This window comes from Streptomyces sp. NBC_00667 (assembly GCF_036226825.1).
In the GTDB taxonomy this organism is placed as follows: Bacteria; Actinomycetota; Actinomycetes; order Streptomycetales; family Streptomycetaceae; genus Streptomyces.
The window spans coordinates 1,336,715-1,351,205 of sequence record NZ_CP109022.1 but is presented as its reverse complement, the minus strand read 5'-3'; the positions used below and the strand labels follow the sequence as shown (position 1 = coordinate 1,351,205).

The 14,491-nt window shown below is 71.3% G+C and carries 12 protein-coding genes and 1 pseudogene; 12 read left to right on the top strand and 1 reads right to left on the bottom strand.

The genetic code is table 11. The annotated features are described in order from the left end of the window. The first annotated feature begins 10 nt into the window (after positions 1–10). The 7 genes from pyrF (at position 11) to OHA81_RS06470 (ending at position 7,369) form a co-directional block, all read left to right on the top strand. A complete protein-coding gene (pyrF, locus tag OHA81_RS06500; RefSeq protein WP_329202044.1) occupies positions 11–847 on the top strand; it encodes an orotidine-5'-phosphate decarboxylase in 837 nt (278 codons plus the stop codon). 299 nt (positions 848–1,146) lie between these two features. Beyond that, entirely contained in the window at positions 1,147–1,470 is a 324-nt protein-coding gene (locus OHA81_RS06495) for an integration host factor (RefSeq protein ID WP_030234009.1), read from the top strand. A gap of 61 nt (positions 1,471–1,531) precedes the next feature. Further along, entirely contained in the window at positions 1,532–2,095 is a 564-nt protein-coding gene (gene gmk, locus OHA81_RS06490; protein ID WP_329193643.1) for a guanylate kinase, read from the top strand. Positions 2,096–2,156: 61 nt separating this feature from the next. Continuing rightward, positions 2,157–2,429: a DNA-directed RNA polymerase subunit omega gene (gene rpoZ, locus OHA81_RS06485; RefSeq protein ID WP_030879741.1), complete on the top strand. Its 273-nt coding sequence runs from the start codon at positions 2,157–2,159 to the stop codon at positions 2,427–2,429. Between the two features lie 98 nt (positions 2,430–2,527). Continuing rightward, positions 2,528–3,742, top strand: a complete 1,215-nt coding sequence (gene coaBC, locus OHA81_RS06480; RefSeq protein WP_329193639.1) for a bifunctional phosphopantothenoylcysteine decarboxylase/phosphopantothenate--cysteine ligase CoaBC — start codon at positions 2,528–2,530, stop codon at positions 3,740–3,742. Positions 3,743–3,937: 195 nt separating this feature from the next. After that, positions 3,938–5,146, top strand: a complete 1,209-nt coding sequence (gene metK / locus OHA81_RS06475; RefSeq protein WP_329193638.1) for a methionine adenosyltransferase — start codon at positions 3,938–3,940, stop codon at positions 5,144–5,146. 90 nt (positions 5,147–5,236) lie between these two features. Next, positions 5,237–7,369: a primosomal protein N' gene (locus OHA81_RS06470; protein WP_329193636.1), complete on the top strand. Its 2,133-nt coding sequence runs from the start codon at positions 5,237–5,239 to the stop codon at positions 7,367–7,369. A 244-nt stretch (positions 7,370–7,613) separates the two neighbouring features. On the opposite strand, the gene OHA81_RS06465 is transcribed toward OHA81_RS06470, so the two are convergent. Continuing rightward, positions 7,614–8,147: a hypothetical protein gene (locus OHA81_RS06465; RefSeq protein ID WP_329193634.1), complete on the bottom strand. Its 534-nt coding sequence runs from the start codon at positions 8,145–8,147 to the stop codon at positions 7,614–7,616. Between the two features lie 248 nt (positions 8,148–8,395). Here OHA81_RS06465 and fmt point away from each other — a divergent pair, with 248 nt between their 5' ends. The 5 genes and pseudogenes from fmt (at position 8,396) to OHA81_RS06440 (ending at position 14,424) form a co-directional block, all read left to right on the top strand. After that, positions 8,396–9,340 (top strand): methionyl-tRNA formyltransferase, encoded by a 945-nt coding sequence (gene fmt / locus OHA81_RS06460; protein ID WP_329193632.1) that lies wholly within the window; start codon positions 8,396–8,398, stop codon positions 9,338–9,340. Positions 9,341–9,413: 73 nt separating this feature from the next. Continuing rightward, a complete protein-coding gene (locus OHA81_RS06455) occupies positions 9,414–10,922 on the top strand; it encodes an RsmB/NOP family class I SAM-dependent RNA methyltransferase (protein ID WP_329193630.1) in 1,509 nt (502 codons plus the stop codon). 206 nt (positions 10,923–11,128) lie between these two features. Further along, a pseudogene (locus tag OHA81_RS06450) lies at positions 11,129–11,533 on the top strand (DUF6507 family protein); the annotation flags it as partial. Positions 11,534–11,591: 58 nt separating this feature from the next. Then, a complete protein-coding gene (locus tag OHA81_RS06445; protein WP_329193628.1) occupies positions 11,592–13,796 on the top strand; it encodes a hypothetical protein in 2,205 nt (734 codons plus the stop codon). Further along, the gene (locus OHA81_RS06440) at positions 13,777–14,424 is read left to right on the top strand and encodes a pentapeptide repeat-containing protein (protein ID WP_329193626.1); all 648 of its coding nucleotides are present in this window, start codon (positions 13,777–13,779) and stop codon (positions 14,422–14,424) included. Before OHA81_RS06445 ends, OHA81_RS06440 begins: the two co-directional genes overlap by 20 nt. Positions 14,425–14,491 lie beyond the last annotated feature (67 nt).

The window sequence follows — 14,491 nt, the reverse complement described above, 5'->3', positions numbered from 1 at the left end:
TGCGACCCCTGTGACCCCCTTCGGCGCCCGTCTGAGGGCGGCGATGGACTCCCGCGGTCCGCTGTGCGTCGGGATCGACCCGCACGCCGCCCTGCTCGCGTCGTGGGGTCTGAACGACGACGTCGCCGGGCTGGAGACCTTCTCCCGCACGGTCGTCGAGGCCCTCGCGGACTCGGTCGCCGTCTTCAAGCCGCAGGCCGCCTTCTTCGAGCGGTTCGGCTCGCGGGGCATCGCGGTGCTGGAGCGCACCGTGGCCGACGCCCGCGCGGCCGGGACGCTGGTCGTGATGGACGCCAAGCGCGGGGACATCGGCTCCACGATGGCCGCCTACGCCGAGACGTTCCTCTCCCCGGACTCGCCGCTGTTCTCCGACGCCCTGACCGTCTCCCCGTACCTCGGCTACGGCTCGCTCGCCCCGGCGGTGGACCTGGCGCGCCGCTCGGGCGCCGGCCTCTTCGTCCTGGCCCTCACCTCCAACCCCGAGGGGGCCGAGGTCCAGCGGGCCGTGCGCTCCGACGGCCGCTCGATCGGCGCGACGATGCTGGCCCACCTGGCGGCGGAGAACGAGGGGGCCGAGCCGATGGGCTCCTTCGGGGCCGTCGTCGGCGCGACGCTCGGCGACCTCTCCTCCTTCGACCTGGACATCAACGGCCCGCTCCTGGCGCCCGGCATCGGCGCGCAGGGTGCCACGGCCGCCGATCTGCCGCAGGTCTTCGGTGCGGCCGTCGGCAACGTCGTCCCGAACGTCTCCCGGGGCGTCCTGGGTCACGGTCCGGACGTCGCAGCCCTGCGGGCCGCGGCGGCCGGCTTCGCGGCCGAGATCCGCGCGGCGGTCCCCTCCGCCTGACCGGTGCGGTGAGCTGCGACGGGCTCCGCAGGGGGTGTCCGTCGCACTGCTTGACGAAAACCGAGCGCCCTCGACCGGACAAAACCGGGGTAATTTGTCCGTGATGTACGTTTCAACGGAGGCTGACCAGGACTTTTCGTCCGTTCTCGCTGACTGGAGCGGCCCAGGCCGCTAGTCTCCGAGCAGAGTCAACGAACAGCGGACGAGTATCACCGCCGTTCGGGAGCTCGCCTGGTGTGGTGCCTCCTGGCTCCGCGCCGGTCCGTATCCGACAGTTCGACATCCGAGGTGACGTAGGCGTGGCTCTTCCGCCCCTTACCCCTGAACAGCGCGCAGCAGCGCTCGAAAAGGCCGCCGCGGCTCGCCGGGAGCGGGCCGAGGTGAAGAATCGACTCAAGCATTCCGGCGCCTCACTCCACGACGTCATCAAGACGGGACAGGAGAACGACGTCATCGGCAAGATGAAGGTCTCCGCCCTCCTTGAGTCGCTGCCCGGCGTGGGCAAGGTCCGCGCCAAGCAGATCATGGAGCGCCTCGGCATCTCCGAATCCCGGCGTGTGCGAGGTCTCGGCTCCAACCAGATCGCCTCTCTGGAGCGTGAGTTCGGCGGTAGCGGCGCCTGAGGCGTCGCCCGAAGTTCTCCCGGCGTTCTCAGGCAGTCCCTGGAACCTGGATAATCGCTCTATGGCAGCAGAGGTTCGTCCGCGGCTGACCGTGCTCTCCGGCCCCTCAGGGGTCGGCAAGAGCACGGTCGTCGCGCATATGCGCAAGGTCCACCCCGAGGTATGGCTCTCGGTGTCGGCCACCACCCGCAAGCCGCGGCCCGGTGAGCGACACGGTGTCCACTACTTCTTCGTCGGCGACGACGAGTTCGACAAGCTGATCGCCAACGGCGAGCTGCTGGAGTGGGCCGAGTTCGCGGGCAACCGCTACGGCACTCCGCGCGGCGCGGTACTGGAGCGCCTGGAGAACGGCGAGCCGGTCCTGCTGGAGATCGACCTCCAGGGCGCCCGACTGGTGCGCCAGTCGATGCCGGAGGCCCAGCTGGTCTTCCTGGCGCCGCCGAGCTGGGACGAGCTGGTCCGCCGCCTCACCGGCCGCGGTACCGAGTCGGCCGAGGTCATCGAGCGCCGCCTGGCAGCCGCCAAGATCGAACTTGCTGCCGAGCCCGAGTTCGACACCACCCTGGTCAACACCTCCGTCGAGGACGTGGCGCGCGAGCTGCTAGCCTTGATGGACGTTGTCTGATCGTTGTCCGGTATTTGTCCGGATGACGCAAGATCTTTCACCCATCTTCGGAAGGTAGAGCGTGTCCTCTTCCATGACTGCGCCCGAGGGCATCATCAACCCGCCGATCGACGAGCTGCTCGAGGCCACGGACTCGAAGTACAGCCTCGTGATCTACGCGGCCAAGCGCGCGCGTCAGATCAACGCGTACTACTCGCAGCTCGGTGAGGGCCTGCTCGAGTACGTCGGCCCGCTGGTGGACACCCACGTCCACGAGAAGCCGCTTTCGATCGCGCTGCGCGAGATCAACGCGGGTCTGCTGACCTCCGAGGCCATCGAGGCCCCGGCCCAGTAAGGCACCAGGAATTCCTTTCACCACAGGCCCGGCAGAACATCTGCCGGGCCTGTGGTGTGTCATAGGTGCAGAGAAGGTTCCTCGAAGGGGAGTGCGTGGTGGGTAAGCCGAAGGTCGTGCTGGGTGTCAGCGGCGGGATCGCCGCCTACAAGGCGTGCGAGCTGCTGCGCCGGCTGACCGAGTCCGGCCACGACGTACGGGTCGTGCCGACGGCCGCGTCGCTGAACTTCGTCGGGGAGGCCACCTGGGCCGCGCTGTCAGGCAACCCGGCCTCCACCGAGGTCTGGGAGAGCGTCCACGACGTCCCGCACGTGCGCATCGGACAGTCCGCCGACCTGGTCGTCGTCGCCCCGGCCACCGCCGACATGCTGGCCAAGGCCGCCCACGGGCTGGCCGACGACCTGCTCACCAACACGCTGCTCACCGCACGCTGTCCCGTGGTCTTCGCACCCGCGATGCACACCGAGATGTGGGAGCACCCCGCCACCCAGGAGAACGTGGCCACCCTGCGCCGGCGCGGCGCCGTCGTCATCGAGCCCGCCGTCGGCCGGCTCACCGGCAAGGACACCGGCAAGGGACGGCTGCCCGACCCCGACGAGATCTTCGAGGTGTGCCGCAGGGTCCTCGCCCGGGGCGCCGCAGAGCCGGACCTGGCCGGGCGCCACGTGGTGATCAGCGCCGGGGGCACCCGGGAACCGCTGGACCCGGTCCGCTTCCTCGGCAACCGCTCCTCGGGCAAGCAGGGCTACGCGCTCGCCCGCACCGCCGTGGCGCGCGGCGCCCGGGTCACGCTCGTCGCGGCCAACACCGCTCTGGCCGACCCCGCGGGAGCCGACGTCGTACGGGTGGGGACCGCCCTGCAGCTGCGGGAAGCGGTGCTCAAGGCGGCCGCCGACGCCGACGCCGTGGTGATGGCAGCCGCCGTGGCCGACTTCCGGCCCGCCCAGTACGCGGGGGGCAAGATCAAGAAGCAGGACGGGCAGGACCCCGCGCCGGTGGCGCTCGTCCGCAACCCCGACGTGCTGGCCGAGATCTCCGCCGAACGCGCCCGGGAGGGCCAGGTGGTGGTGGGTTTCGCCGCGGAGACCGACGACGTCCTCGCCAACGGGCGGGCCAAGCTCCGGCGCAAGGGATGTGATCTTCTCGTCATCAACGAGGTCGGCGAGACCAAGACCTTCGGTTCCGAGGAGAACGAGGCGGTCATCCTTTCCTCCGACGGGGCTGAGACGCCTGTGGCCCATGGACCGAAGGAAGCGCTGGCGGATGCGATTTGGGACCAGGTCGCTCCCCGCCTCGCGCCGCGACGCGCCTGAGCGGATCGCCTTCCCGCTGGGGAATCCGTACGTCAGAATGTAGTGCCGCAGGTCACACGGCTCCCACAAGGCGAGACGGGTGGTCCGGCAAACGGTGGCGACCGATAAACTGCACCTGGAACACGACCGGGCGCAGCCCCCGGTAAGGTTCCGCCAAATGATCAGCCAGCAGCCGCTGCAACCCCAGGGAGCGTTGTGTCCCGTCGCCTGTTTACCTCGGAGTCCGTGACCGAGGGTCACCCCGACAAGATCGCTGACCAGATCAGCGACACGATCCTCGACGCGCTCCTCACCGAGGACCCGACCTCGCGTGTGGCCGTGGAGACCCTCATCACCACCGGTCTCGTGCACATCGCGGGAGAGGTGACGACGAAGGCGTACGCGCCGATCGCGCAGCTCGTCCGCGACAAGATCCTCGAAATCGGCTACGACTCCTCGAAGAAGGGCTTCGACGGCGCCTCGTGCGGCGTGTCGGTGTCCATCGGCGCGCAGTCCCCCGACATCGCCCAGGGCGTCGACACCGCCTACGAGCAGCGTGTCGAAGGCGACGAGGACGAGCTGGACAAGCAGGGCGCCGGCGACCAGGGCCTGATGTTCGGCTACGCCTGCGACGAGACCCCCGAGCTGATGCCGCTCCCGATCCACATCGCGCACCGGCTCTCCCGCCGGCTGTCCGAGGTCCGCAAGAACGGGACCATCCCGTACCTGCGCCCCGACGGCAAGACCCAGGTCACCATCGAGTACGACGGCGACAAGGCCGTCCGCCTCGACACCGTGGTCGTGTCCTCGCAGCACGCCGCCGACATCGACCTCGATTCCCTCCTCGCCCCCGACATCCGTGAGTTCGTCGTGGAGCACGTGCTCGCGCAGCTCATCGAGGACGGGATCAAGCTGGACACCGAGGGCTACCGGCTGCTGGTGAACCCGACGGGCCGGTTCGAGATCGGCGGCCCGATGGGTGACGCGGGCCTGACCGGCCGCAAGATCATCATCGACACGTACGGCGGCATGGCCCGCCACGGCGGCGGCGCGTTCTCCGGCAAGGACCCGTCCAAGGTGGACCGCTCGGCCGCGTACGCGATGCGCTGGGTCGCCAAGAACGTGGTCGCCGCCGGTCTGGCCTCGCGCTGCGAGGTGCAGGTCGCGTACGCCATCGGCAAGGCCGAGCCCGTCGGCCTGTTCGTGGAGACCTTCGGCACCGCGAAGGTGGAGACCTCGAAGATCGAGGAGGCCATCGGCGAGGTCTTCGACCTGCGCCCGGCCGCCATCATCCGCGACCTGGACCTGCTGCGGCCCATCTACGCCCAGACCGCCGCCTACGGCCACTTCGGCCGCGAACTGCCCGACTTCACCTGGGAGCGCACCGACCGCGTCGACGCCCTGCGCGCCGCCGCCGGTCTGTAAGCGACAGACCCCTGGTGCGAGGCCCCGGACCCTGAGGTCCGGGGCCTCGTGCATGTCCGGGTGTCAGTGGCATTTGGTAAGAATGCGGGTGTGAGCAGCACGGACGAGTCGGATCAGCGGGGCGGGGAGAGCAATCCCGGCGGCCCGCCGGAGCAGCTCGCGCTCATCCGGGACATCGTGGCCGAGGCGAAGGCCAAGGCACCCAAGGCCAAGCCCCGCACCTGGCGCGGGGCGGCCCTCGCCGAGGAACTGCCCGTCGCCCGCGTCCTGGTCAACAAGGGCGTGCTCCACCTCGACCAGCTGTGGGACTACGCGGTGCCCGCCGAGCTGGCCGAGGCCGCGCAGCCGGGCGTCCGGGTCCGGGTCCGCTTCGGTGCGGGCGCCCACCAGGTGCACGGCGGGCGCCGCGAGGGCGGCGGACTGATCGACGGCTTCGTCATCGAGCGGCGCGCCGAGTCCGACTACAACGGGGCCCTGGCGGCCCTGGCGCAGGTCGTTTCTCCCGAGGTCGTGCTCACCCCGGGCCTGCTGGCGCTCGCCCGGGCCGTCGCCGACCGGTACGCGGGCAGCCTCGCGGACGTCCTCCAGCTGGCCCTGCCCCCGCGCAGCGCCCGCGCCGAGGCGAAGCCCTCGCCGGAGCCGCTGCCGCCGCCCCCGGCGCCCGAGCCCGGAAGCTGGCAGCGGTACGGGGCCGGCCCGGCCTTCCTGCGGGCCCTGGCGAGCGGGGGCGCTCCCCGCGCCGTGTGGACGGCCCTGCCCGGCCCCGGCTGGGCCGGTGAACTCGCCCTGGCCATGGCCGCCACCCTCGCCTCCGGCCGGGGCGCCCTCGCCGTCCTGCCCGACGGGCGGACCGCCGCCCGGGTGGACGCGGCGCTCACCGCCCTGCTCGGCGAGGGGCGGCACGCGCTGCTGACCGCCGAATCCGGGCCGGAGAAGCGCTACCGCCAGTGGCTCGCGGTGAGCCGGGGCTCGGTACGGGCCGTCATCGGCACCCGCGCCGCGATGTTCGCACCCGTACGGGACCTCGGACTGGTTGCCGTCTGGGACGACGGGGACTCCAGCCACAGCGACGACCGCGCGCCGTTCCCGCACGTCCGCGAGGTGCTGGAGCTGCGCGCGGTGACCGACGGCTGCGCCTTCCTCGCCGGGGGCACGAGCTGCACCGTCGAGGCCGCCCAGCTCGTCGAGTCCGGCTGGGCGCGGCCGCTGGTCGCCGACCGCGAGACGGTACGGGCCTGCGCGCCCCGCATCAGGACCGTCGGCGACGAACTGCTGGCGCGGGACGAGGCCGCCCGGGCCGCGCGCCTGCCCAGCCTCGCGTGGGAGACCGTGCGCGAGGGCCTCAAGGCCGGACCGGTGCTGGTGCAGGTGCCCCGGCGGGGGTACGTGCCCCGGCTGGCTTGCGAACGCTGCCGGGAACCGGCCCGCTGCCGGACCTGCGCCGGGCCCCTGGAGGCCCCGGACGAGCGGGACCTGCGGTGCGGGTGGTGCGGGCGCGAGGAGCCGTCGTGGCACTGCGGGGAATGCGGGTCGTTCCGGCTGCGGGCCCGGGTGGTCGGCGCGCGGCGCACCGCCGAGGAGCTGGGGCGGGCGTTCCCCGCCGTGCCGGTGCGCACCTCCGGGCGCGATCACGTACTGGATGAGGTGCCGGACCGGCCCGCACTGGTGGTGTGCACCCCCGGGGCGGAGCCCGTCGCGTCCGGCGCGGGGTACGCGGCGGCGCTGCTGCTGGACGGCTGGGCCATGCTGGGCCGGCCAGACCTGCGGGCCGGGGAGGAGGCGCTGCGGCGCTGGATCGGCGCCGCCTCGCTGGTCCGGGGGGAGGGCCAGGTGGTGGTCATCGCCGAGCCGACGCTGCGGCCGGTGCAGGCGCTGGTGCGCTGGGACCCGGTGGGACACGCGGTGCGGGAGCTCGCGGAGCGGGCCCAGCTGGGCTTCCCGCCGGTGTCGCGGATGGCGGCGGTGGCCGGACGGCCCGAGGCACTGGAGGCGTTCCTCGCCGCTGCCGAACTGCCACCGGACGCGCAGATCCTGGGGCCGGTGCCGCTGCCGGGCCGGCGCGGGGAGCCTTCGCCGGGGGAGCGGGTCCTGATCAGGGTCCGGCCCGGCAGCGGGGCGGATCTGGCGAGGGCCCTCAAGAACGCGCAGGCCGCCCGGCTGGCGCGGGGGGTGACGCCCGCGGAATCGGTCCGGATCAGGATCGACCCGCCGGACATCGGCTGAGGGGCGGCGCCGACGGGGCCGGCCCGCGTGCCGCGCAGGCGTCCGGCGCAGGCGTGTCGGGCAGGTCCACCGACCCAGACGAGACGTCCGCCTACGTGGACGAGACGTGCCGTGCAGGAGTCCCGCGCAGGCGGCCGCCCCCCTGCGGGAGCGGCCTCGGGGGAGGGTTGCTCCGCCGGGGGGCGGGGTCAGGGCTGGGCGCGCCCGGCCGTCAGGGGTCGGCGTCCCGGCGGCAGGCCGCGCGTCAGCCGTTGCGCGGGCCGGGGAACGCGGGCGACCGGGAGGCCGCCGCACCCTGTGCCCCGGCGGCCGACTCCTCGCGCACGGGCTGCGGCGGTACGGAGCGCGCCGCCGGGACGGTCGGGAGCGGCGCCAGGGTCCGGGTGGTGGTCGTCCCGTCGGCGGCCACTTCGACGGGCTCGGCGGCCTGGGCGCGCCGGGCCCCGTAACGGCGGTGCACGGCCTGCTTGGTGACGCCGAGCGCCGAGCCGACGGCGTCCCAGGAGAAGCCGAGCGAGCGGTCGAAGTCCACCGCGGCGGTGACCAGCGTCTCGACGCTGTCCCGCAGTTCCTGCGCGAGCCGGACGGTGGGGGCGGGGGCCCTGCCGTAGACGACGAAGCCCGTGGAGGGACCGGAGCGGCGCGGGCGGTACACGTTGCCGAGCTGGGCGGTGAGCGTGCGCAGAGCATCCACCTGCCGGCGGACCCGCTCGATGTCCCGCACCAGGAGATGCAGGCTGGCCCGTGCTTGGGCGTCGTGGGTGGCGTGGTCGGCCATGAAGAAGCCTCTCGAACCGTGCTTAAGAGCGGATCGGGCCGCAGACACCGTTCTCGATCGCGGCCCGTTTCGGTCAATCTCTCTTGACCAACGCGTCAGCGGTCGTCCAGGTCACGCTCCGGGGGCGTGTCGGCATATGCGAGAGGCGCGCGTCCCGCGGTACGCCCCGGGCGCACGGAGTGGGCCGTGCGCGGCGCGGCCCATAGACTGGTGCGCTGCTGACAGCCGAGATAGCGAGGTAGGACCCAGTGAAGCTCGTCTTCGCAGGCACCCCCGAGGTCGCCGTACCCGCCCTGGACGCCCTGATCGCCTCCGGGCGCCACGAGGTCGCGGCCGTCGTCACCCGGCCCGACGCCCCGGCCGGGCGGGGCCGCCGGCTCGTGGCCAGTCCCGTCGCCGAACGCGCCGAGGAGGCCGGGATCGAGGTCCTCAAGCCGGTGCGGCCGCGCGACCCGGAGTTCCAGGCGCGGCTGCGCGAGATCGCGCCGGACTGCTGCCCGGTCGTCGCGTACGGGGCGCTGCTCCCCAAGAGCGCCCTCGACATCCCCAAGCACGGGTGGGTCAACCTGCACTTCTCGCTGCTGCCCGCGTGGCGCGGGGCCGCCCCCGTCCAGCACTCGATCATGGCGGGTGACCAGGTCACCGGCGCGTCCACCTTCCTCATCGAGGAGGGACTGGACTCCGGGCCGGTCTACGGCCACCTGACCGAGGAGATCCGGCCCACCGACACCAGCGGCGATCTGCTGACCCGGCTCGCCTTCGCCGGGTCGGGCCTGCTCGTCGCCACCATGGACGGCATCGAGGACGGCACCCTGCGCGCCGTGCCGCAGCCCGCCGACGGGATCTCCCTCGCACCCAAGATCACGGTCGAGGACGCCCGGATCGACTGGAAGGCCCCCGCGATGCGCGCCGACCGCGTCGTGCGCGGCTGCACCCCCGCACCCGGCGCCTGGACCGTCTTCCGCGGGGAGCGCCTCAAGCTGATCTCGGTCGCTCCGGTGCCCGACCGCACGGACCTGGAGCCCGGCGTGCTGGCCCCGGCCAAGAACAACGTCCACGTCGGCACCGGCTCGCACGCCGTGGAACTGCTCTGGGTCCAGCCCCAGGGCAAGAAGCCGATGAAGGGCGCCGACTGGGCGCGCGGGGTGCGGATCGCGCCCGGCGAGCGCCTGGGCGGAGCAGACGTAGGCTGATACCGGCCGCGCCGAACCCCACCACCTCTGTCGACACACCCCGAGCACCACGTACAACCGGAGCACCTTTCACGTGAGCGAACAGCCCCGTCAGCCCCGTCAGAGCCCCCGGCGCAACGCCGCGGGCGGCAACGGCAAGCCGTCCGGCAACCAGGGCGGCAAGCAGGGCAAGCCCTACCGCCGGCCGCAGAAGGACCCCGTCCGGCTGCTGGCCTTCGAGGTGCTGCGGGCGGTGGACGAGCGCGACGCGTACGCGAACCTCGTCCTGCCGCCGCTGCTGCGCAAGGCCCGCCAGGACGAGAGCTTCCAGGCGCGCGACGCCGCGCTGGCCACCGAGCTGGTGTACGGGACGCTGCGCCGGCAGGGCACGTACGACGCGGTGATCAAGGCCTGCATCGACCGTCCGCTGCGGGAGGTCGACCCGCCGGTGCTGGACGTGCTGTCGCTCGGCGCGCACCAGTTGCTCGGCACCCGGATCCCGCCGCACGCGGCCGTGTCGGCGAGCGTGGAGCTGGCCCGCGTCGTGCTCGGGGACGGGCGCGCGAAGTTCGTGAACGCAGTCCTGCGCAAGATCACCGCGCACGACCTGGAAGGCTGGCTGGAGCGGGTCGCGCCGCCCTACGAGGACGACGCCGAGGAACACCTCGCGGTGTACCACTCGCACCCGCGCTGGGTCGTCAGCGCCCTGTGGGACGCGCTGGGCGGTGGCCGCGCCGGTATCGAGGACCTGCTGGAGGCCGACAACGAGCGGCCCGAGGTCACCCTCGTCGCCCGCCCGGGCCGCTCCACGCCGCAGGAGCTGCTGGAGGCCGTCGGCGAGGAGTCGGCGCTGCCGGGGCGCTGGTCCCCGTACGCGGTACGGATGGCCGAGGGCGGCGAGCCGGGCGCGCTGGAGGCGGTGCGCGAGGGCCGCGCCGGTGTGCAGGACGAGGGCAGCCAGCTGGTGGCGATGGCCCTGGCGGCGGCGCCCGTGGAGGGCCGTGACGAGCGCTGGCTGGACGGTTGCGCGGGCCCGGGCGGCAAGGCGGCCCTGCTCGGGGCGCTGGCCGCGCAGCGCGGGGCGTTCCTGCTCGCCTCCGAGAAGCAGCCGCACCGGGCGCGGCTGGTGGAGAAGGCGCTGGCCGGCAACCCCGGCCCGTACCAGGTCATCGCGGCGGACGGCACCCGCCCGCCGTGGCTGCCGGGATCCTTCGACCGGGTCCTGGTGGACGTCCCCTGCTCCGGCCTCGGCGCCCTGCGCCGGCGCCCCGAGGCGCGGTGGCGGCGCCGGCCGGAGGACCTGGAGGGCTTCGCGCCGCTCCAGCGCGGGCTGCTGCGCGAGGCGCTGTCGGCGGTGCGGGTCGGCGGCGTCGTCGGCTACGCGACCTGCTCGCCGCACCTGGCGGAGACCCGGGTCGTGGTGGACGACGTCCTCAAGGGCCGCGGCGCGGGCGCGTCGGCGCGGGTGTCGGCGGAACTGATCGACGCCCGTCCGTACATGTCGGGTGTCCCGGCCCTCGGCGAAGGCCCGGACGTCCAGCTCTGGCCCCACCTCCACGGCACGGACGCGATGTACCTCGCCCTCCTGCGCCGCACGGCGTAGCGCCCTCCCCGGCAGCCCCCCGCCCTCCGCCCGGCCGCAGTCGGCACGGGCGGGGAGGCCCCGCCGCCCGTGCCGGGGCGAGCCGTCCGACGACGACGCAAAGGTGTGCCGGTGACGGCCGACCCCGCAGAGAGTGTCACTGCTCCGTAACAGGTGCCGATCTGATCGAAACTCACTTTGCAGACGGCAATGGGTAGTTGATAGACATGGAACGTCAGTGCGGGACGTGCAGAACGGGGGGCACCGTGTCGACGTGGGACATAAAGCCTGAGGGCGTTCAAGGAGTCCTGAACAAGACCGTCGAGGCCGGCGGCAAGTTCGAGGAAGAGTTCACGGCGTACGGGGACGGTCTGGTCGGCGCCGCCACGTGGGCGGGCACGATGGTCCTGGGCGGGACCGAAATTCCCAAGGAGGGCGCGTTCGGCCCCGTGGCGCAGGCGTTGCTGGAGTTCCAGCAGCACACGGAGAACGACGTGAAATTCCTTCCGGTCCGGACGGGGAAGTCCGTCACCGGGGTGCGCCTGGCCACTGAGGAGTACCTCAAGGGCGACCTCGCGATGGCGAAGAACAAGCAGGAGGAGTACTCCAAGGCTCCGACTCCGGAAGAGTTGAAGGGCCCCAAGAAGCGATCTGGGGAAGATACCGACTTTCACCGGCAATCTGGAGACGTTGGAGACGCATGCGGCCTCGCTGAAGACGACTGCCTCCGGCATTCGAGGTACGGGCAAGGACGTGCACAACGCCTTTCAGGCGTTGGATGCCGTCTACGACGCGCCCGAGCAGGAAGAGCTGCTCAACTCGACGGTCCCGGTACGGGACAAGGCCGACGAGTTCGCGAAGAAGCTGGAATCCGTCAGCGGCGCGCTGACGAGCTTCGCGACGAGTGCCCGTCCGTTGGTGAGCAAGATGAAGCAACTCCGTGCGGACGCAGAGAAGTTCGTCGCGGAGAACAAGGACGATGACGACTGGCAGCAGGACCAGCACAAGATCGACGAGAACGCGCGTCTGGTCCGCGAGGTCGGCACGACGTGGGTGGCATTCCAGGGCGTCGAGCGCGATGCGGCCAACAAGATCACTGCGTTGGTGGGCGGCACGCACTTCGTCGTCGATGACGGGTCGCACAAGACCGGCATGTACGGCTTCAGGGAAAGCGACGTCAAGGACGCCAAGGAAACGCCTTGGGGGACGGCCGACGAACGTGAGTACACGGGCCTGCGGGCCGCGTGGGAGTGGACGAAGGACCATACCGGCGGTGTGCTGAAGGGGTTCTTCGTCGACGGTGTCTGGGGCACCCTCAAGGGCCTGGGCAGCATGGTCAACGTGTTCGACTGGGACAACTTCAAGAAGACGTGGTCAGGCATCGGGAACGTCTTCGGTGGTATCAGCGCTTACATCGCGACCCCGTACGACTGGGCGATGGACAAGATGTTCGGCCCGGTCGACCACAGTGACACCGACAAGCAGAAGGCGGCCCTGCGCAACTTCGGCAAGTCACTGGTCGCGTGGGACGAGTGGGACAAGAATCCCTCGCGGGCGTCCGGGACGGTCCTGTTCAACGCCCTGACCCTTGGCTCGGGCACGCTGCTCAAACTCGGCAAGGCCGGCCAGGCCGGAAGGCTGGGCGCGGCCGCGGAGGCCGCGACCGCGCTGGGTAAGGCGGGGGCGCTCGTCGACCCGATGAGCTACCTCGGCAAGGCGGCCGTCGTCACCAAGTTCAAGGTCGGCGACCTCATGGAGAGCTTGAGGGCCAGCCGTGCGGGCGTCGACGACATGGCCCGCAGCATGCCCTCCGGTACCTCGCCGCACCCTGGCGAGGCACCCGCGATTCCCGGGCGCGACTACGTCGACCACGCGGGCAACAAGCGCGTCATCGGCGACGACGGGCACATCAGGGACGAGCACGGCAACGTGGTCCCGGACACCGAACCCGTCAGGGAACCGCACAAGAGCGACCTGCCCAACATCCACGAGCACGAGACCGCCCCGGCCATGGAAGAGCCGAAGGTCCTCGAAGGCGCGGGTGGCCCGGGCCGCATGGAAAACGGCACGAGCCACCCGGCCGGCGGATCCCGCCCGACCTCGATGCACCCGGGCGACGGTGCACACCCGGCCGGCGGTGGGGGGCCGCACAACACGCCCTCCACGGGCGGTCACGCCGCGGACCATTCGACCGGTGGCGGCTCGGGCAACGGCCCAGGTGCACACGCGCCCGGTAACGGTGGGTCCTATGCGGATCATGTATCCGGTGGCAGCGCCGAGGGCCATGTGCAGCACCACGCCTCCAGTGGGGAGACGCACGACCACACGGGTAGCGGGACGCCGGACACCTCGGAGAACGCGGGATCGGGTCATGGCGGACGTGCGAACGAGCCGATTCCGGAGTTGACAGCAGAGGAAAAGGCGGCGCACTGGGGTCATCTCGATGACGTGCAACGTCGGGCTCCAGAGGAATTCGATCACTTGAAGCACGACCCGGATCACAAGAACCAGGTCGATGACAGATCGATGGATGAGGCCCGAGTCGGCCTCGACCTGCGAGAGAGTGGGCGGCTCCCGGCGGACATCCGCCGTCCGGATATACCGGACAGGGGTGAGTTTTATTCCGAGACCACCGGTGAATACTATGACATCAAGGGTGTTCACTCCGACTATCCGCCATTCAACAACGTGCGAGACAAGTCCCAGCCGTTCAAGGGTGCGTATGACCCGGGCAACAACGAGTCATGGGTCAACAAGCAGCTGGCGAAGCAGATTGAGAAACGCGGGCGTGTAGTCATCATTGACGTCCGGAATGCAAATCAAGCGGCGATCGACAGTGTCAAGGCAGTTGTCGAGAGCCGCGGTTGGGGAGATCGTGTCATCTGGTATCCGTAAGAACTGGAATCCGGCGGTGTTCCCGGCTGACCCGGAAGCGGCGCGGCGGCTGCAGGAGTGGCTGGCTTCGGAGGATTACAACCTCAATGGCATGGGGAGTGACTTCCGGGGCGCCGACCTTTCGGGCGGGGATTTCTCCAATGCTTGGTTCACCGATGCGGTCCTCGTGGGCGTGAAGTTTGTCAGCGCCTCCTTCTACCGGGCCGACCTGCAGTCGGCGGATCTGACTGGGGCGGATCTGACCGGAGCAGATTGCGTCCGGGCGAACTTGGACGAGGCTGTGCTTCGATCGGCGCGGCTCGATGGGGCCGACATGGTGGGGGCGTCGCTGTGTGACGTCGATGCGTCGGGAGCGAGCTTCCGTGGAACGAGATTCCTCGGTGCTTCGCTGATTGACACCGACATGAGGGGGGCGGATCTGGCCGATGCCGTCCTTGATGAGAATCTCTTCGAGATCAAAGTCGACGATGCCACGGTGGTGCGGGGCCTGGCCGGGACGGTTTTCGGCCCGATCACCGTCTTCAGCGGAGCGTCGTCCCGAGAGCTGGCCGGCGGGGAACTCGAAGCCTGGATCGCTGCACGTGGCGGTCATGTGCAGGTCATTCCTTCGCGTCGGCCACCCAGGTAGCGCAACGGCCGAAACCCACGGGAGAGGAACGCGGATGGTCTGCGGAGGTATCCGTACTCGGAACCTC